General features: G+C 56.5%; 19 protein-coding genes. 12 read left to right on the top strand and 7 right to left on the bottom strand.

Annotated elements, in window-relative coordinates; genetic code table 11:
* Nucleotides 1-15: 15 nt before the first annotated feature.
* Nucleotides 16-1,572, bottom strand: a complete 1,557-nt coding sequence (locus AC13DE_RS12895) for a bifunctional metallophosphatase/5'-nucleotidase (RefSeq protein WP_483048043.1) — start codon at nt 1,570-1,572, stop codon at nt 16-18.
* 154 nt (nt 1,573-1,726) lie between these two features.
* On the opposite strand from AC13DE_RS12895, the gene AC13DE_RS12890 reads away from it, so the two are divergent.
* Genes AC13DE_RS12890 through arsC form a run of 4 tightly spaced genes read left to right on the top strand, consistent with a single transcriptional unit; the run spans nt 1,727 to nt 3,901 of the window.
* On the top strand, nt 1,727-2,077 hold the full coding sequence (locus tag AC13DE_RS12890) for a DUF952 domain-containing protein (protein WP_446296422.1): 351 nt from the start codon (nt 1,727-1,729) through the stop codon (nt 2,075-2,077).
* Complete coding sequence (locus tag AC13DE_RS12885) at nt 2,074-2,505, top strand: DUF1330 domain-containing protein (RefSeq protein ID WP_446313283.1); 432 nt, start codon at nt 2,074-2,076, stop codon at nt 2,503-2,505. The genes AC13DE_RS12890 and AC13DE_RS12885 overlap by 4 nt, the downstream gene beginning before the upstream one ends.
* A complete protein-coding gene (locus tag AC13DE_RS12880; protein WP_483048042.1) occupies nt 2,502-3,545 on the top strand; it encodes a quinone-dependent dihydroorotate dehydrogenase in 1,044 nt (347 codons plus the stop codon). Before AC13DE_RS12885 ends, AC13DE_RS12880 begins: the two co-directional genes overlap by 4 nt.
* Complete coding sequence (gene arsC / locus AC13DE_RS12875) at nt 3,542-3,901, top strand: arsenate reductase (glutaredoxin) (RefSeq protein WP_483048099.1); 360 nt, start codon at nt 3,542-3,544, stop codon at nt 3,899-3,901. Before AC13DE_RS12880 ends, arsC begins: the two co-directional genes overlap by 4 nt.
* A gap of 27 nt (nt 3,902-3,928) precedes the next feature.
* Here arsC and AC13DE_RS12870 read toward each other — a convergent pair whose 3' ends face one another.
* The 3 genes from AC13DE_RS12870 to AC13DE_RS12860 are packed head-to-tail and all read right to left on the bottom strand — an operon-like array spanning nt 3,929 to nt 6,217.
* Nucleotides 3,929-5,293, bottom strand: coding sequence for an MATE family efflux transporter (locus tag AC13DE_RS12870; RefSeq protein ID WP_483048041.1), 1,365 nt, complete (start codon nt 5,291-5,293; stop codon nt 3,929-3,931).
* Nucleotides 5,286-5,798: a PaaI family thioesterase gene (locus tag AC13DE_RS12865; RefSeq protein WP_483048040.1), complete on the bottom strand. Its 513-nt coding sequence runs from the start codon at nt 5,796-5,798 to the stop codon at nt 5,286-5,288. The genes AC13DE_RS12870 and AC13DE_RS12865 overlap by 8 nt, the downstream gene beginning before the upstream one ends.
* Nucleotides 5,795-6,217, bottom strand: a complete 423-nt coding sequence (locus tag AC13DE_RS12860) for a PaaI family thioesterase (RefSeq protein ID WP_446296417.1) — start codon at nt 6,215-6,217, stop codon at nt 5,795-5,797. Before AC13DE_RS12860 ends, AC13DE_RS12865 begins: the two co-directional genes overlap by 4 nt.
* 117 nt (nt 6,218-6,334) lie before the next feature.
* On the opposite strand from AC13DE_RS12860, the gene AC13DE_RS12855 reads away from it, so the two are divergent.
* On the top strand, nt 6,335-6,721 hold the full coding sequence (locus AC13DE_RS12855) for a MerR family transcriptional regulator (RefSeq protein WP_446313981.1): 387 nt from the start codon (nt 6,335-6,337) through the stop codon (nt 6,719-6,721).
* Here AC13DE_RS12855 and AC13DE_RS12850 read toward each other — a convergent pair.
* Together AC13DE_RS12850 and AC13DE_RS12845 are read right to left on the bottom strand one after the other, a co-directional pair.
* Entirely contained in the window at nt 6,718-6,894 is a 177-nt protein-coding gene (locus tag AC13DE_RS12850) for a hypothetical protein (RefSeq protein WP_446296415.1), read from the bottom strand. The two genes, AC13DE_RS12855 and AC13DE_RS12850, sit on opposite strands and share 4 nt — an antisense overlap.
* Before the next feature lie 158 nt (nt 6,895-7,052).
* Nucleotides 7,053-7,799, bottom strand: a complete 747-nt coding sequence (locus AC13DE_RS12845) for a helix-turn-helix transcriptional regulator (protein ID WP_483048039.1) — start codon at nt 7,797-7,799, stop codon at nt 7,053-7,055.
* A gap of 223 nt (nt 7,800-8,022) precedes the next feature.
* Here AC13DE_RS12845 and AC13DE_RS12840 point away from each other — a divergent pair, with 223 nt between their 5' ends.
* The 7 genes from AC13DE_RS12840 to AC13DE_RS12810 all read left to right on the top strand — a co-directional run bounded on the left by AC13DE_RS12840 (nt 8,023) and on the right by AC13DE_RS12810 (nt 15,216).
* Nucleotides 8,023-8,424 (top strand): MerR family transcriptional regulator, encoded by a 402-nt coding sequence (locus AC13DE_RS12840; RefSeq protein WP_446296413.1) that lies wholly within the window; start codon nt 8,023-8,025, stop codon nt 8,422-8,424.
* Nucleotides 8,425-8,472: 48 nt separating this feature from the next.
* Nucleotides 8,473-10,254: an acyl-CoA dehydrogenase C-terminal domain-containing protein gene (locus AC13DE_RS12835; protein ID WP_483048038.1), complete on the top strand. Its 1,782-nt coding sequence runs from the start codon at nt 8,473-8,475 to the stop codon at nt 10,252-10,254.
* A gap of 52 nt (nt 10,255-10,306) precedes the next feature.
* Entirely contained in the window at nt 10,307-10,519 is a 213-nt protein-coding gene (locus AC13DE_RS12830; RefSeq protein WP_446296411.1) for a hypothetical protein, read from the top strand.
* A gap of 300 nt (nt 10,520-10,819) precedes the next feature.
* Nucleotides 10,820-11,458, top strand: coding sequence for a glutathione S-transferase family protein (locus AC13DE_RS12825; protein WP_483048037.1), 639 nt, complete (start codon nt 10,820-10,822; stop codon nt 11,456-11,458).
* Nucleotides 11,459-11,476: 18 nt separating this feature from the next.
* Complete coding sequence (locus tag AC13DE_RS12820) at nt 11,477-12,688, top strand: acetyl-CoA C-acetyltransferase (protein ID WP_446296409.1); 1,212 nt, start codon at nt 11,477-11,479, stop codon at nt 12,686-12,688.
* Entirely contained in the window at nt 12,688-12,987 is a 300-nt protein-coding gene (locus AC13DE_RS12815; RefSeq protein WP_483048036.1) for an acetyl-CoA acetyltransferase, read from the top strand. The genes AC13DE_RS12820 and AC13DE_RS12815 overlap by 1 nt, the downstream gene beginning before the upstream one ends.
* Before the next feature lie 27 nt (nt 12,988-13,014).
* Nucleotides 13,015-15,216, top strand: a complete 2,202-nt coding sequence (locus tag AC13DE_RS12810) for a 3-hydroxyacyl-CoA dehydrogenase NAD-binding domain-containing protein (protein ID WP_483048035.1) — start codon at nt 13,015-13,017, stop codon at nt 15,214-15,216.
* Nucleotides 15,217-15,283: 67 nt separating this feature from the next.
* On the opposite strand, the gene AC13DE_RS12805 is transcribed toward AC13DE_RS12810, so the two are convergent.
* Complete coding sequence (locus AC13DE_RS12805) at nt 15,284-15,940, bottom strand: sulfotransferase family 2 domain-containing protein (protein WP_483048034.1); 657 nt, start codon at nt 15,938-15,940, stop codon at nt 15,284-15,286.
* Nucleotides 15,941-15,984: the final 44 nt, after the last annotated feature.

Here is a 15,984-nt window from a genome sequence, read left to right as displayed (position 1 = left end):
GCAGAATTGTGCGCGCTACTTTATCTTTATTCGACCATCGATATACGGGGTATAATCGCCATTCTTGGCAATGAATTCAGCGGTTACATCGGCCAGATCGGGGCCATAGTCATACGCATTCTTTGCGGTTTTAAACGTCGCATAGCCATCCCCGCCATTGCGTACATAATTGTTCGATACCATTCCATACGTCTTTTCCGGGTCAATGGGCATACCCGATACCGTTACATCGCTTATGCGACGCCCCACGTCGGCCTTGGGATCCACGGTAAATGTCATCCCCGCGACCTGAGGAAACCGACCCGCCGCCTTGTCGATCTGGCTAACCCCGTTTTCAAGTGCTTCGATCAGCTCTGCCCCGGAAACCTGAAAAGTCGACAGCGTGTTTTGGAAAGGCAGCACCGCCAGCACCTCACCCATGGTGACTTCTCCGGCATCAATCGAGGCGCGCAACCCGCCACTGTTCTGGATCGCGACCTCGATACCTTGATCGGCGACTCTGTCCAACATCGCATCAGCCACAAGATTGCCCATCTGGCATTCCTTGATCCGGCAAACCGCCTGATCCCCGTCGATCGGGTCAGTGGTATTGGCGACAACCTTGTTGCGTATTTCTTCAAGCGGGGCGGCAAGCTCGGCGATCCGCGCCAGCGTGGCTTCGTCCTCGGGCGTGCGTCCATCAATCAGAACCGGTTCGCCCGAGGCTTGCTTGACGTTACCTTCATCATCAAAGGTCACGTTAAGTTCACCGAGGTATTTACCATAGGCATAGGCCTGCACGATGGCTGTCTGGTTGACCATGGTGGGATAAGGTCCATCGGCGCGATCATTTGTGTTGCTGAGCAGTGAATTGCTGTGGCCACCCACGATCACATCAACGCCCGTGGTGTTTTTTGCGACCATCTGATCCACGCCATAGCCGGAATGGCTGAGCACGATAATCTTGTTTACACCCCGCGCCGTCAGCAAATCGACTTCGCCTTGAACCGCCGCGACCGAGTCGAGAAAAACCACCGTTTCACCGGGGCTGGCAAGTTCGGGCGTGTCTTCGGTGGTAAGCCCGATCAACCCAATGGGCTCGCCTGCGCGTTCGATCACCGCCGACCTAGCCAACTTGCCCGCAAGCAACGGTTCTGCGGAAACGTCAGCATTCGACATCAGGATCGGAAAATTGATCTCGTTCATGAACCCGGCAAGCACCTCCGGTCCGTCGTCAAATTCGTGGTTTCCGACTGTCATCCCGTCATAGCCAAGCATATTCATCATCTCGGCTGCCATCTTACCCTTGTAGCGCGTGTAAAACAGCGATCCTTGAAACTGGTCCCCCCCGTCGACGAGCACGAAGTTGGAGCTTCGCGATTTCGCGTCCTTGATTGCGTTCACCAGACGGGCGGTGCCTCCAAAGCAGTCACCCGCCGCGTTATCCTCGGCAGGGCACGGACCGTCGTATTTGCTGATCGGTTCGAACCGCGAGTGGAAATCATTGGTGTGCAAAATTGTCAGGTTAAAGTCAGCCGCTGCCGCGCCGGACGTCAGCGCAAGAACCGCGGTGGCCGAAAGGAATCGTTTCATGGTCATCTCCCCAGGTTGAAGGTTTGACGTATCGTGACCGTATCGCGTTTGTTTTCAAAGATGTTTCATCGGCCCGAATGACAAAGCCAATCGAATTGGCGTGGCACGGCGGTCGCCCCTTGACCCATCGATTATACCGAGGCATCACAAGGTCATGCTGATATACAAAATATTCCGCGCCGACGAATGGCAAACCCTGCGCCAGAACGGGTCCACCCGCGGTGCGCCCATCGACGTCACCGACGGTTATGTGCATTTCTCCACCGCAAGCCAAGCGGCCGAAACCGCGGCAAAGCATTTTGCCGATGAAACCGATTTGTTTCTGCTCGCCATCGAGACGGAACGCCTGGGCGATGCCTTGAGATGGGAAATATCGCGCGGCAACGCCAAGTTTCCGCATCTTTATCGCGAGTTGACAATGCCGGATGTCGTATGGGCCCAGCCCTTGCCGCTGGTGAACGGTGCCCATGAATTTCCGGCCGGCTTTGAAAGTGAAAAAGGATGACCAACTATATCGACCCGGACCGGGACCAGTTTGACAGCTTCAAAGCGCTGGACCGCGAGACCCCGATAAACATGCTGAATCTCGTGCGTCTGCGCGAAAAGGCCTGTTATCCAGATGATCATGCCTTGGCGTCAAAGGCCCTGACCGGTGCGCAGGCCTACAAGAACTACGGGGCCGAAAGTGGGCCAGTTTTGGCTGACGTGGGCGGGTCGATCCTTTGGCGCGGTCAATTCGAAGCAACCTTGATCGGCCCCGGTGACGAAGCCTGGGATCTGATGTTCATCGCGCAATATCCCAACGCCCATGCGTTTTTGCGGATGATATCCGATCCGCGCTACAAGCTGGCGGTGGTACATCGGCAAGCGGCGGTAGCGACCTCAAGGTTAATACGCAGCGCCCCGTTGCCCTTGACCGATCAATTTGCATGAGGCGAGTCGCCGAACAGCTGGGCCTGCGCGCCTTGCACCGCATCGACCCGGAGGCAGCCCACGGCGTCGCCATAGCGGCACTGCGCGCAGGATTGGCACCATCGCCAGGCCCGGTCACATCGTCCAGATTGAAAACGATCGTCGCCGGCATGTCTTTGCCTAACCCGGTCGGGCTGGCAGCGGGGTTTGACAAGAATGCCACGGCCGTTGCGCCTCTCTCCAATGCTGGGTTCGGCTTTATCGAAGTGGGTGCCGCGACCCCCTTGCCCCAGCCCGGCAATGAAAAACCCCGGCTGTTTCGACTGACCGAAGACCGGGCGGCGATCAACCGCTTTGGGTTCAACAATGACGGGATGCAGGTGATCTGCACCCGCCTTGCGCGACGTGGTGCCGGTGTGCCGGTCGGATTGAACCTTGGGGCTAATAAGAACAGCCAGGATCGCGCCGCTGACTTTGCCAGAGTTATGGAAGTGGCGCGGGATCATGTGGATTTTGCGACGGTCAACGTGTCATCCCCCAACACCGAAAAGCTTCGCGATCTACAAGGTAAGGCTGCACTGGCTGGGCTGCTGGCTGGCGTAATGGCCGTGCGCGGCGATACGCCTGTGTTTCTGAAAATTGCCCCGGATTTGACCGAAGCCGAAACTGCCGACGTCGCAGACGTTGCCAACGACGCGGGCGTTGCAGCCATTATCGCGACAAACACAACACTGGATCGCAACGGCCTGCAAAGCCACCACCGCAGCGAGATGGGCGGATTATCCGGTGCCCCCCTATTTAAAAAGTCGACGCGCGTTCTCGCCCGGCTTTCGACGCTAACCGATATTCCGCTGATCGGCGTCGGCGGCATCAGTTCAGCCGAGGACGCGTATGCCAAGATCTGTGCGGGTGCGAGCGCAGTACAGCTATATACCGCGTTGGTATATGGCGGGTTGTCACTGGCGGCAGATATTGCGCGCGGATTGGACAAATTGTTAAAACATGATGGGTTCGACACTGTTGCCGACGCTGTCGGCAGCAGGCGGAAAAAATGGCTATGATCACCCTGTGGCATAATCCGCGTTGTTCAAAGTCGCGTCAAACCTTGGGCTTGATCGAACAGGCAAAGGTTGATGTCACGATCAGACGTTACATGGATGACGCCCCCACCAAAGCAGAGCTTTTGGCCGCTTCAAAAGCTCTCGGCCTGCGCCCGATCGATATGATGCGCACGGGAGAAGCCAAGTTCAAGGAATTGAACTTGTCCAAGACATCCAGCGATGACGATCTGCTGCGGGCAATGGCCGAATTTCCGGTTCTTATCGAACGGCCAATCGCGTTCAAAGGCACCGCAGCGATCATTGGCCGGCCACCCGAGGCGATCAAACCACTGTGGGCAGGCGGAGCGTCGCGTTAGAATTACCCACGGGTTTCGCTGGACCGTCTAGGCGACGGACCGTTCAAGCGCCGGATATCGCAGCCCCAGGCTGACACCGCGCGCGACGAATGAAATCAGCAACGATATCCACAATCCATGATTGCCCAGCCAGGGCAACAGGATGATAACGCTTGCCGCGTAGATCGCAAAGGATACGGCCATCATGTTTCGCATGTCTCGCGATCTCGTCGCTCCGATGAAAACGCCGTCCAGCATCCACGACGCCCACCCCAGCAACGGTGCCGCGGTCATGTAAGGTAAAAACACGCGCGCCTCTGCACGTACAGAAACGGCGGTGGTCATCAGGTCGATGATAGCCCCGCCACCCCATGCAAAGACAACGGCCATCAACACGCAGATGACAAAACCCCAGCCGCTGGTAAGCACGGCGCTGCGACGCACGATATCGCGTTGTCTGGCCCCCATGGCGCGACCGACCAAAGCTTCGGCAGCAAACGCAAAGCCATCCAACGCGAAAGCCGTAATCATCAGAAATTGCAGCAGGACTTGATTGGCGGCCAACGTGACATCACCAAGGCCCGACCCCAGAAACAGGAACGATACGAAGATCGCCTGGAGCAATAATGATCGGATCAGGATATCGCTGTTGACGCGGGCCATGTTGATCCATCGAGGCCCGTCGAACACCTGCACCCAGTCGCGCCAGGCCGGACCAGCAAACGCCGCCCGGCAAAGCCACAGACCGAGCGCCGCACCCGTCCATTCGGCAAGGAACGTGGCAAAGGCAACTCCTTCTACCCCCCAATCCAGACCCAGCACGAACCAAAGGTCGAGCAAGATGTTCATGCCGTTCATCCAGAGTTGAATGACCAGTACCGCGCGGGTACGCTCTTGGGCGATCAACCAACCGGTGATCGCATAAATCGAAATCGCCGCCGGGGCCGACCATATGCGAATTCGCATATATGCTCGTGCCAGCCCTTCCACATCAGAGCTTGCCGGAGACACCTGAAAGGAAGCCCAAAACAACGGCAGTTGCAACAGGATCAACGTCATGCCGGCGAGGCTCCCGATCAACAATCCCCGGGTCAAAAGCGCAGCCACTTCGGCGTCGTCCTGATTGCCCGCTGCCTGCGCAGTCAACCCGACGGTGCCCATCCGCAAAAAGCCAAATACCCAATACAGCGCCGAGAGGATGATTGCCCCGATCCCGACCGCGCCGATCGGGGCAGCCAGACCCAACTGACCGACCACGCCGGTGTCCACCGCCCCCAATATCGGGACTGTGGCATTTGAAACGACGATGGGAATAGCGATATTCAGTACCCGGCGATGAGTCACAACGTCACGCGCCGCCACCTTGCCGCGCGCAAACGCCTTTATCTCATCGTTAGGGATCGTTTCAGTCACGTCGCTGCGGCATCAAGAAATGACCGGTGGCCTGGGCAAACAGTTTATCGCGGTTATCCTGCCATGCATCGACCTGCACCGAAGCATACCGTCGCCCCAACCGGTTGATGCGTGCCCGTGCATAGGCATCGCGCGGCAAACCGGAACGCAGGTAGTCGAGTGTGAAATCTATCGTCTTTGGCAAGCGCGGCAGATTCGGTTCGCGCTCTGCGTCTACCTTGATGATACCCGCTTCGAGGTCGTCCCAAAGATAAGCCCAGCTTAGGGTAATGATCGATGTGACCTCAAGAAACGAAGCAGTCACACCCCCATGCAATGCCGAAAGCATCGGGTTCCCGATGAACTTATCGGAGAACGGCAAAATCCCCGTCAGTTCATCGCCACGGCGATCAAATTCGATACCGAGAAACTTGATATAGGGCACCCCATCAACCAAGGCCCGCAACGCAGAGTCGCGGCGTTTCTTCACAACCTGAACCGCTTCCGGCTTGCCACGTACGCTCATCTGCGACCCTCTACGGTGAAACTGCCGGTCGCGGTTGCGACAGGGTTGTCATCTTCTTCGTCGTGGGCCGTGGCACGAACAAACGCAACCGAGCGTGTCACATGATAGCATTCGGCTCGCGCCGTTATCCGCTGTCCCGGCTTGGCGATGCGCAGATATTCGATGCGCAAGTCTATTGTCGCGGTACCGCCGGGGTTGCTGCGGTGGCTCATTACCGCCGCCCCACAACACGTATCCATAAGCGCCGATACCGCCCCGCCGTGAATTACCCCGGTGCGTGGGTCCCCGACAAATCTTTCATCATAGGGCATGGAAATCACCGATACCCCGTCATTGAGTTCTTCGAGCTTCATTCCCAACGCTGCACTGTAAGGTAGGGCAGCAATGAACTGTTCGGCCATCCGCAGCTTGTCTAACATGAATTGCCCTTGATTGTTGTTCACCGTTCCATATCAACCAAGCTGGTCACCTAGAGCAACCCCGAGTGTTGCGCTTGCAGAATGTTACGCATAGGTTTCTTTTCTGAGGAGAGAACAATGACTGAAAAACGCCTGAGCTTCAAAGAGATGTGTGCAGAGTTTGACGTCACGCCGCGCACACTGCGTTACTACGAATATATTGAGCTTCTTCATCCCGATCGCGAAGGCCGGTCGCGCAGCTATGGGCCCCGTGAAATCGCCCGAATGAAGCTGATCATGCGGGGGCGTAAATTTGGATATACCCTTGAAGGCATACGCCAGTGGCTGCTTATCTATGAAAAGGAAGGAACCCACGCCCAAATGCGCGCGTGGGTGGTCAGTGCAGACCACCAGCTTGAAGAATTGAAAGATCAGCGCGTACAATTAGACGAAGCAATCGCAGAACTTCAACGGCTCCGTGATGATACGGCTCAATCACTTCTCAAGCTGGATTCCGCGACCTAGCGGACCTGCGCCGCGCGTCGTGAAACAATATCGGCGATCCGGGTGAGCTCGGCCGCGAGAACAATCATTTCCGAGACCAGATCACTGTTTACGTCAGCAGCAAGTTCGTAAGCTGCATCTTCCACTTTGCTTGCTGCAACACGCAGCGCATCTACTCCAACGACATCTGGCATAACCAACTAAGCCACCTTTACTCTATACCCAAGTTTACGCACACTCGGTAATGGTTAACAAAAACAAAATTTAATGTCTAATCGTTAAAGTTGAAGTTACCATGTTAACTGTTTTCTACCAAGCGAACATGTCACGCAGTTACGCTACACGTTGATTGCTATGCCAAGTAGTCCGAAGATTGGTGGATCAGGCCGAATGCGAGCCCCCTGACCGCCGCGCGAGTCCTGTCTGTCACGTCCAACTTACCGAACATGCGGCGAATGATCGTATCCACTGTGTGGCGTGAAAGCCCCATGATTTCAGCGATCACGGTATTGCTTTTGCCACGGGCTATCCAGCGCAGCACTTCAAGCTCTTGCGGTGATAAACGGGAATGTTGTCCATCGGTCGGCTTGGACATGCTGCAAAAATGTAAATGAACGGACTGAGCGGCCCATTGCATTTCCGTAACCTCTTGGGGTGAAAGTCTAGGTCTTCCCTTCTGAAAGCCGATACTCACCAACGCATTTCGCGCCTGCGGCCCAAAGACCTGCATTATCATCCCATCTGCAAAGCCCGCCTTACTTGCTTTTTCGATATAGGTCGACTGCCTGGCGGTAAGCTGCACAGAACCTGTAATGTCTGACCAATAGAAAGGCTCGGTCCGCGTCGCCGCGATCGCTGGAAACGGATCATCCAGATATAGATGCTCTTCCAGATATACACGCCGGAAATCGGCTGGAATTCCAAATTCCACAGCCCCGAAATTCTCTGCCCCCAAAGACTGCACATCAATGCTGTGGTAAGTGACGCTGCGAAAATCGTTGTCTCTCGCATATCGTTGAATCAACAACCACAAGGACGCATAAGACGTTGTCTTTCTAACGCGCCCGATGAATGCGTGCAGTTCCAACCTTTCCGTCATATCCGCTCCTTGTTTGTTCACTGAATTGTGTGTGTCTCGCGCTGCTTTGTTCCTACCCTTTCATTGAATAAGGCAAAATTCGGGCTTACGTAACGTTCCCTAACGTCAAACCCGCATGTGACGTGACGTCTGGCTTACGTCAACCTCATGTTCCATAGTATTGCCGGGGCAGTAAACGCAGATACCTATTGTACGAAGCAAAATAACTTAGCGAGTACCGTAAATGTCGAACACAACAATGACCATTCGCGAGATGTGTACCGCATTCGATGTGACACCGCGCACCTTGCGTTTTTACGAAGCCAAAGAGTTGCTTTTCCCCGAACGCCATGGGCAAAAGCGGTTGTTTACCAAACGCGACCGCGCTCGGCTCAAGCTGATCCTCCGCGGGAAACGATTTGGCTTTAGCCTGGAAGAGATCCGCCAGCTTCTGGACCTGTATCATATGGGCGATCAGCAGCAGACCCAACTTGCGCGCACCTATGATATCGCTCGCGAGCGCCTGGCCGAGCTTGAGGCACAGCGTGACGACCTTACCAATGCTATAGATGATCTGAAAAACCAGTTGAAATGGGGTGAAAAAATGATCGCCTCGATCAACAGCACGCGCAACGCCGCCGAATAAATCACACGAAACATAATCGACGACCGCCTGGCCAAGGGAGAAGACCACATGCCTAGCTACACCGCCCCAATCAAAGACATGCAGTTCGTTTTGCATAACGTGTTGAACGTCACTGAGTCTTCCATCCCCGGTTATGAGGAACTAGAAGCAGATTTCACCTCCGCGATCCTCGAAGAAGCTGGAAAGTTGACCTCCGAAGTTCTTGCCCCCCTGAATGCGGTTGGCGACAAGGAAGGCTGCCGGCTTGAAAACGGCGTGGTTTACACCCCGAAAGGTTTCAAGGAAGCCTTCGCCAAGGTCAAGGAAGGCGGCTGGACCGGTCTGGACATGCCCGAGCAATATGGCGGGCAGAACATGCCTTATATCCTCGGTTCTGCGGTAGGAGAAATGTTCTCGGCCTCTAACCAGGCATTCACCATGTACCAGGGTCTGACCCATGGTGCCGCATCCGCAATCCTCGCCCATGGATCGGACGCGCAAAAAGAAACCTACCTGCCGAACATGGTTTCGTGCGAATGGACCGGCACCATGAACCTGACAGAACCGCATTGCGGCACTGATCTTGGCTTGATGCGGACCAAGGCCGCACCTCAGGGCGACGGCAGCTACAAGATTACCGGACAGAAAATCTTCATTTCCTCCGGCGAACACGACATGGCTGACAACATCATTCACCTGGTGCTGGCGAAAATTGAAGGCGGCCCCGAAGGCATCAAGGGCGTGTCGCTGTTCATTGTCCCGAAATTCATGGTCAATGACGATGGGTCTCTCGACGATCGAAACGCCGTATCCGTCGGTTCCATCGAAGAAAAAATGGGGATACACGGCAACTCAACCTGTGTCATGAACTATGATGGTGCCGTCGGATATCTGCTGGGCGAAGAACACAAAGGCATGCGTGCCATGTTCACCATGATGAACGAAGCCCGGATCGGGGTGGGCATGCAAGGGTTGGCACAAGCCGACGTCGCCTATCAAAACGCGTTGGCCTACGCCAAGGACCGTTTGCAGGGCCGCGCCGTCACCGGGGCCGAAAACCCCGACGGCCCCGCCGATCCATTGATTGTGCATCCGGATATCCGCCGAAGCCTGATGGAACAGAAATCCTTCATCGAGGGGGCGCGGGCATTCATTTTATGGGGGGCAAATCTGATCGACGCCGCACACCGTTCGAGTGACAGCGCTGCCGACGGGTTGATCTCGCTGATGACCCCCGTCATCAAAGGCTTCTTGACCGATGTTGGCTATGACATGACAATCAAGGCGCAACAGATTTATGGCGGCCATGGCTATATCGAGGAATGGGGAATGTCCCAATTCACGCGCGATGCCCGGATTGCCATGATTTACGAAGGTGCCAACGGTGTTCAAGCGTTAGATTTGGTCGGACGCAAATTGGCACAAGATGGTGGCAAGCATGTCATGGCGTTCTTCGACCTGATCAAAACCTTTATCAAGGACAATGCAGGCCAGGACGCCGAGTTCGACAAGAATTTCCTGGAACCGCTGAAAGCAGCAAGCAAGGATCTGCAATCAGCGGGGATGTATTTCATGCAAAATGGCATGAAGAATCCTAACAACGCCTTAGCAGGATCAAATGATTTCATGCATATGTTCGGGCACGTCTGCTTGGGCTACATGTGGGCAAGAATGGCGATCGCCGCCAGGCAAGCCCTCGCGGACAAGGGAGGCGACCCCGCCTTCTTCGAATCCAAACTGGCTACCGGACGGTTTTACATGGCCCGCCAATTGCCCGCGACAGCTTTGCACCTTACCCGAATTGAAACAGGCGCACAGACAGTAATGGCGCTGGATTCGGCAAACTTCTAAGTTGCGGGGAGTGGGAGAAACCCCGCTCCTCACGCCCAGAGAAAGGACCGCTATGCCTAAACGTTTTCGCCTGACCCGCCGCTTTCCCGTGGCAATGACAGAAGACGGGTATCGTCGCCTCAAAAAGTTTTCTTCCGAAGCAGGTTTGGACGAAGGTGAAGCGCTGTCATTTATATTCGAAAATTTTAACAGCGTTACGAACCAAGAAAATCTCACTGCGCGCCTTCGGCTTTTCAACGCCGAATTGGATGATCGGAAAAAATGAAAGGAACCTTCGAAGATACGCCTGTACGATACCGACCCTTCGGGGAGAGTTTCTTTGGCAAAATGAAATCCTGTCGCCCTGCTCTGGCCCTATTACAGCTTAAGACCAAAGCAGGGTTTCACTTTGCACGCGGCTCGGCTCTCCAGCCTGCCCCGCCCAGTGTTGATACCCCAGAACACTTAGCATTTGCTTAACAAGAATAACGTCATTTTCATTTTGCCGAAAAAACTCCACGGGGGTGTGGGGGTGTGATACCCCCACCGCAACGATTAACTCTACTACCGCCTATGGGAGGCATATATGACCATCAAACTTTACTGTTTTGGCGAAAGTGGCAACGCTTACAAAGCTGCCCTCGCACTCCAACTGTCCGGCCTCGATTGGGAACCGGTAAAGGTCGACTTTTTCGGCGGTGAGACCCGTACTCCTGATTATCGTACGAGCATCAACAATATGGGTGAAGCCCCGGTTATGGTCGACGGTAATGTCCGACTCACCCAGTCCGGTGTCATACAAGATTACGTTTCGGAAAAGTCTGGCAAGTTTGACGGGAAAAACGCCGACGAACGCCGCGAGATCTTGCGATGGGTGCTGTGGGACAACCACAAGCTGAGCTCCAACGCGGGGATGACGCGCTTTCTCGCGAATTTTTTGCCTGAAGACAAGCGCCCCAAGGAAGTCATCGCCTTTATGCAAGGTCGTTTAGCGGCGGCGTATGCGGTGCTCAATGATCATCTTGATGGCCGTCAGTGGATTGTCGGAGACCAGATAACAAACGCCGATCTGAGTTGCTGTGGCTATCTCTATTACCCGGAACCTTTCGGATTTGACCGGACGGATTGGCCTCATATCGACGCGTGGCTTTCGCGCCTGAGCGAAACACCGGGTTGGAAAGCCCCTTATGATTTAATGCCCGGCAGCCCAGCTGACCGCGCCTGACAGAAACGGAGAGATCACATGACCGAAGCATACATTTATGACGCATTACGCACGCCGCGCGGCAAGGGTCGTAAAGACGGGTCGCTGCACGAGGTAACCTCGCTGCGCCTGTCCGCATTGACGCTGAACGCGCTCAAGGAGCGTAACAACCTGGAAGGGCACGCCGTCGAGGACGTAATCTGGGGCAACGTGACACAAGTGATGGAGCAAGGAGGCTGTCTGGCCCGCTCAGCGGTGTTGGCCTCAGATTTGGACGAGCGCATCCCCGGGCTTGCGATCAACCGCTTTTGTGCATCCGGGATGGAGGCGGTGAACCTTGCCGCTAACCAGGTGCGCGGCGGCGCTGGCATGGCTTATATCGCCGGCGGCGTTGAAATGATGGGCCGTGTGGCGATGGGAAGCGACGGTGCTGCGATTGCCGTCGACCCTACGATCGCGATGGAGAAATACTTTGTCCCGCAGGGAATTTCGGCCGATATTATCGCTACCGAATATGGCTTTACCCGTGACGAGGCCGACCAGCTTGCCGTCAAGTCGCAACAACGAGCGAAGCGAGCCTGGGACGAAGGCCGGTTCGCAAAATCGGTGATCGACGTAAAAGACCAGAACGGCTTGTCTATCCTCAGCCATGACGAATACATGCGCCCCCAGACCGACATGCAATCACTTGGCGCGCTGAACCCTGCGTTCCAGCAGATGGGCGAGGTCATGCCCGGCTTTGATAAGGTCGCGCTGATGAAATATCCGCACCTCGAAAAGATCAACCACATCCACCACGCGGGGAACTCCTCGGGCATCGTGGACGGTGCGGCGGCTGTCCTGATCGGGAACAAGGAATTCGGCGAGAAATACGGTCTCAAGCCGCGCGCGCGTATTCGTGCGACCGCCAAGATCGGGACCGACCCGACCATCATGCTGACCGGCCCCGTTCCCGTGACCGAAAAGATCCTTGCCGACAATGGCATGAACATCAACGACATCGATCTGTTCGAGGTCAACGAAGCCTTTGCCGCCGTGGTCATGCGCTTCATGCAGGCGTTCGACGTTGATGAAAGCAAGGTAAACGTGAACGGCGGGTCGATCGCCATGGGTCACCCCTTGGGAGCCACCGGCGCGATGATCATCGGCACGCTGCTGGACGAGCTTGAGCGTTCGGACAAGGAAGTCGGGATGGCCACGCTTTGTATCGCCTCCGGCATGGGTGCCGCCACCATCATCGAGCGCGTTTGATGGGCGACCAGCCGCATCCTTTCCACGCCGTAGCCGATCTGGCAGCGCGGCGTGGGCTGAGGGACCTTAAGCTCGCAGAAGAACGCGGGGGGCAATACGTGCGCCTGTATCAGGCCACGCCGCCGCTGTTCTTCAAGCATCGCAACGATCCAAGCGACAGCTATGACCGCGAGCGGTTCAAGGACTTCAAACGGATACTGCTAAGCGCGGATGACTGCGACAAAGGCCCCGAAGCCACCATCGCCTTGATCCGCTCACTGCTTGAAAAATTCGCTGACTATACGCCTCAGCGCTCGTAACACACTCCAAATCAGGGAGAGATTTGAATGACCGATTTCACCATGAAGACAGACGCCGATGGCGTCGCCATCATCACCTGGGACGTGCCCGGAAAATCCATGAACGTCATGTCGATCGAGGGCCTGTCCGAGCTGGACAGCATCATCGACACGGTCCTGTCCGACGACGCCATCAAGGGGGCGGTGATCACCTCTGGCAAGGACGGATCCTTTGCCGGTGGTATGGACCTGAACCTGCTTGCCAAGATGCGCGAAGACGCAGGGGACGACCCCGCACAGGGGCTGTTTGACGGCACGATGAAAATGCATGCCCTGCTGCGCAAGATCGAACGCGCGGGCATGGATGCCAAGACCAACAAGGGCGGCAAGCCGATTGCCTCTGCCCTGCCCGGCACTGCCGCGGGCATCGGGCTTGAACTCCCGCTTGCCACGCACCGCATCTTTGTCGCCGATAACCCCAAGGCGCGCATCGGCCTGCCCGAGATCATGGTCGGTATCTTCCCCGGCGCGGGCGGTACCACCCGTCTGGCGCGCAAACTGGGCGCGATGGCCGCATCGCCCTTCTTGCTGGAAGGCAAGATGGTTGCCCCTGCTGCCGCGAAATCTGCCGGTCTGATCGACGAAGTCGTCGCTGATCCGGTAGCCGCCGCAAAGGAATGGGTGCTGAATGCAAAGGATGCGGACATTCTGAAACCCTGGGACGCCAAAGGCTACAAGATGCCAGGTGGTGCCCCCTATCACCCTGCGGGCTTCATGACGTTTGTCGGGGCCAATGCGATGGTCAACGGCAAGACCCAAGGTGCCTTCCCTGCGGCCAAGGCGTTGCTGAGCGCCGTTTACGAAGGTTCGCTTGTGCCGTTTGATACCGCGCTGAAGATCGAGGCGCGTTGGTTCACCAATATCCTGCTGAACCCGTCCTCCTCTGCCATGATCCGGTCGCTGTTCCTGAACAAGGAAGCGCTGGAAAAAGGCGCGGTACGTCCCGAAGGCGTTGCCGACCAGCGCGTCAAGAAACTGGGCGTTCTGGGGGCTGGCATGATGGGTGCGGGCATCGCGCTTGTCTCCGTGCAAGCCGGGATCGAAGTCGTGTTGATCGACCAGACGCAGGAAGCCGCCGACAAGGGCAAAGCCTATTCCGCCGGCTTCTTTGACAAGGGCATCGCGCGCAAGAAATCCACCGAGGAAAAGAAAGCCGCCGCCCTGGATCTGATCACCGCAACCACCGATCTGGACGCGCTGAAAGGCTGTGACCTGATCATCGAAGCCGTCTTCGAAGACCCTGCCGTCAAGGCCGAGATGACCAAGAAGGTCGAAGCCGTGATCCCCGAGGATTGCATCTTTGCCTCCAACACCTCGACCCTGCCGATCACCGAACTGGCCAAAGCCTCCAGCCGGGCGGATCAGTTCATCGGCATCCACTTTTTCTCTCCCGTCGAAAAAATGGCGCTGGTCGAGATCATCAAGGGGGCCGAAACCGGTGACCGTGCGGTGGCCAAATCGCTCGACTATGTGCGTCAGATCCGCAAGACGCCGATCGTGGTCAACGACGCGCGGTTCTTCTATGCCAACCGCTGCATCATCCCCTATGCCAACGAAGGCGCGCGGATGATCACCGAAGGCACAGCGCCACAACTGGTCGATCACGCGGCACAGCTTTTGGGCTTCCCCGTGGGGCCGGTGCAGCTGACCGATGAGACCTCGATCGATCTGGGGGCCAAGATTGCCCGCGCGACCAAGGCGGCCATGGGCAATGCCTATCCTGCCAGCCAAGCGGATGATCTGATCTTCTGGATGGAAGATCTGGGTCGTCTGGGCCGCAAGGCGAACGCGGGCTTCTTTGACTATGACGAAAAGGGCAAGCGTCAGGGCTATTGGAAGGGGATGCACGACAAGTTCCCGCTGGCCGAGGAACAGCCAGACCTGCGCGATGTGCAGGACCGTCTGATGTTCGTGCAAGTGCTCGAAGCGGTACGTGCGCTGGAAGAAGGCGTGCTGGAAGATATCCGCGAAGGCGACGTGGGCGCGATCCTTGGCTGGGGCTTTGCGCCCTGGTCCGGCGGCCCGTTCAGCTGGCTCGACATCATCGGCACGCCCTATGCCGCGGAACGTTGTGACCAGCTGGAAGCGCAGTTCGGCGAGCGGTTCAAATGCCCTGACCTGCTGCGTGAAATGGCCGAGAAGAACCAGACCTTCTATGGTCGCTTCGGGCCGGACGCCAAGGCCGCTTAAAACTTAAACCGGTATTGACCCAAGCATGAATACTTTTGAAGCGGCCAGCATCCCCTGCTGGCCGTTTTCACCCTCGGGTGTCGAAACGGTACCCGAAACGCGCGATGTCCTCGGCGCAAAGCCCGGCTACCAGATCACGTGTCTGCGCAGTGTAATACCCTCGATAGTCCCGCTCGCGGTTCGATGTGTTTTTATGTGCGAGGATCAGGTCGAACCCCAGATGATCAAACAGCGGCGCGGCATCCTGGGCGAAATGTTCAACCCGAATGAACAGCTTGCACTGCTCTTGTTTCAGGCTGTCGCGCATATAATGGCCGTATGGTGCGGCTTGCAGGCTTGCCTGTACAAACGGCGTGTTTACAAAAGTGCCAAAGTCTACCCGCCCGGCCAATGCCACCGCCGGATGGTCAAATGTCTGCTCTCGCAACCAGTGGAAATAGCTGACAATCCGGTCCCAGGGGTTGCGCACCATGGTAAAGGCAAACATTCGCGCGATCTCATCCCGTGGCACCAAGCCCTCGATATCTGCCAATGTAGAATGTTTCCAAAGACGCCCCGCAGCGTTGGCACCGTCCAACCGTTTGCGGCGATTCACCGCCTTGGGCGTATCACCCATCATCATGTCGTCTTTCATGGCGCGGCTTTCCAATGCCAGCGCCAATGATGTTCCGCCGGTTTTTGGAATGTGAACAAAGATATAACCCCGACCCTTGCTGATGATCACATCACGTCCCCGGTCGGGCTGCGCGGGTCAATAAAGCCCAATGC

Source organism: Sulfitobacter sp. L-8, from assembly GCF_056859255.1.
Note: the sequence above shows the minus strand (reverse complement) of the source record. Positions and strands in the feature narration are given on the sequence as shown.

Coding starts and splice junctions, on each gene's coding strand:
- AC13DE_RS12880 (WP_483048042.1), top strand. CDS start 2,502: ATGAGGCGAGTCGCCGAACAGCTGGGCCTGCGCGCCTTGCACCGCATC.
- AC13DE_RS12810 (WP_483048035.1), top strand. CDS start 13,015: ATGACCGATTTCACCATGAAGACAGACGCCGATGGCGTCGCCATCATC.
- AC13DE_RS12855 (WP_446313981.1), top strand. CDS start 6,335: ATGACTGAAAAACGCCTGAGCTTCAAAGAGATGTGTGCAGAGTTTGAC.
- AC13DE_RS12845 (WP_483048039.1), bottom strand. CDS start 7,799: ATGACGGAAAGGTTGGAACTGCACGCATTCATCGGGCGCGTTAGAAAG.
- AC13DE_RS12865 (WP_483048040.1), bottom strand. CDS start 5,798: ATGAGCGTACGTGGCAAGCCGGAAGCGGTTCAGGTTGTGAAGAAACGC.
- AC13DE_RS12850 (WP_446296415.1), bottom strand. CDS start 6,894: ATGCCAGATGTCGTTGGAGTAGATGCGCTGCGTGTTGCAGCAAGCAAA.
- AC13DE_RS12890 (WP_446296422.1), top strand. CDS start 1,727: ATGCTGATATACAAAATATTCCGCGCCGACGAATGGCAAACCCTGCGC.
- AC13DE_RS12820 (WP_446296409.1), top strand. CDS start 11,477: ATGACCGAAGCATACATTTATGACGCATTACGCACGCCGCGCGGCAAG.
- AC13DE_RS12835 (WP_483048038.1), top strand. CDS start 8,473: ATGCCTAGCTACACCGCCCCAATCAAAGACATGCAGTTCGTTTTGCAT.
- AC13DE_RS12885 (WP_446313283.1), top strand. CDS start 2,074: ATGACCAACTATATCGACCCGGACCGGGACCAGTTTGACAGCTTCAAA.
- AC13DE_RS12895 (WP_483048043.1), bottom strand. CDS start 1,572: ATGAAACGATTCCTTTCGGCCACCGCGGTTCTTGCGCTGACGTCCGGC.
- AC13DE_RS12825 (WP_483048037.1), top strand. CDS start 10,820: ATGACCATCAAACTTTACTGTTTTGGCGAAAGTGGCAACGCTTACAAA.
- AC13DE_RS12840 (WP_446296413.1), top strand. CDS start 8,023: ATGTCGAACACAACAATGACCATTCGCGAGATGTGTACCGCATTCGAT.
- AC13DE_RS12860 (WP_446296417.1), bottom strand. CDS start 6,217: ATGTTAGACAAGCTGCGGATGGCCGAACAGTTCATTGCTGCCCTACCT.
- AC13DE_RS12830 (WP_446296411.1), top strand. CDS start 10,307: ATGCCTAAACGTTTTCGCCTGACCCGCCGCTTTCCCGTGGCAATGACA.
- AC13DE_RS12815 (WP_483048036.1), top strand. CDS start 12,688: ATGGGCGACCAGCCGCATCCTTTCCACGCCGTAGCCGATCTGGCAGCG.
- arsC (WP_483048099.1), top strand. CDS start 3,542: ATGATCACCCTGTGGCATAATCCGCGTTGTTCAAAGTCGCGTCAAACC.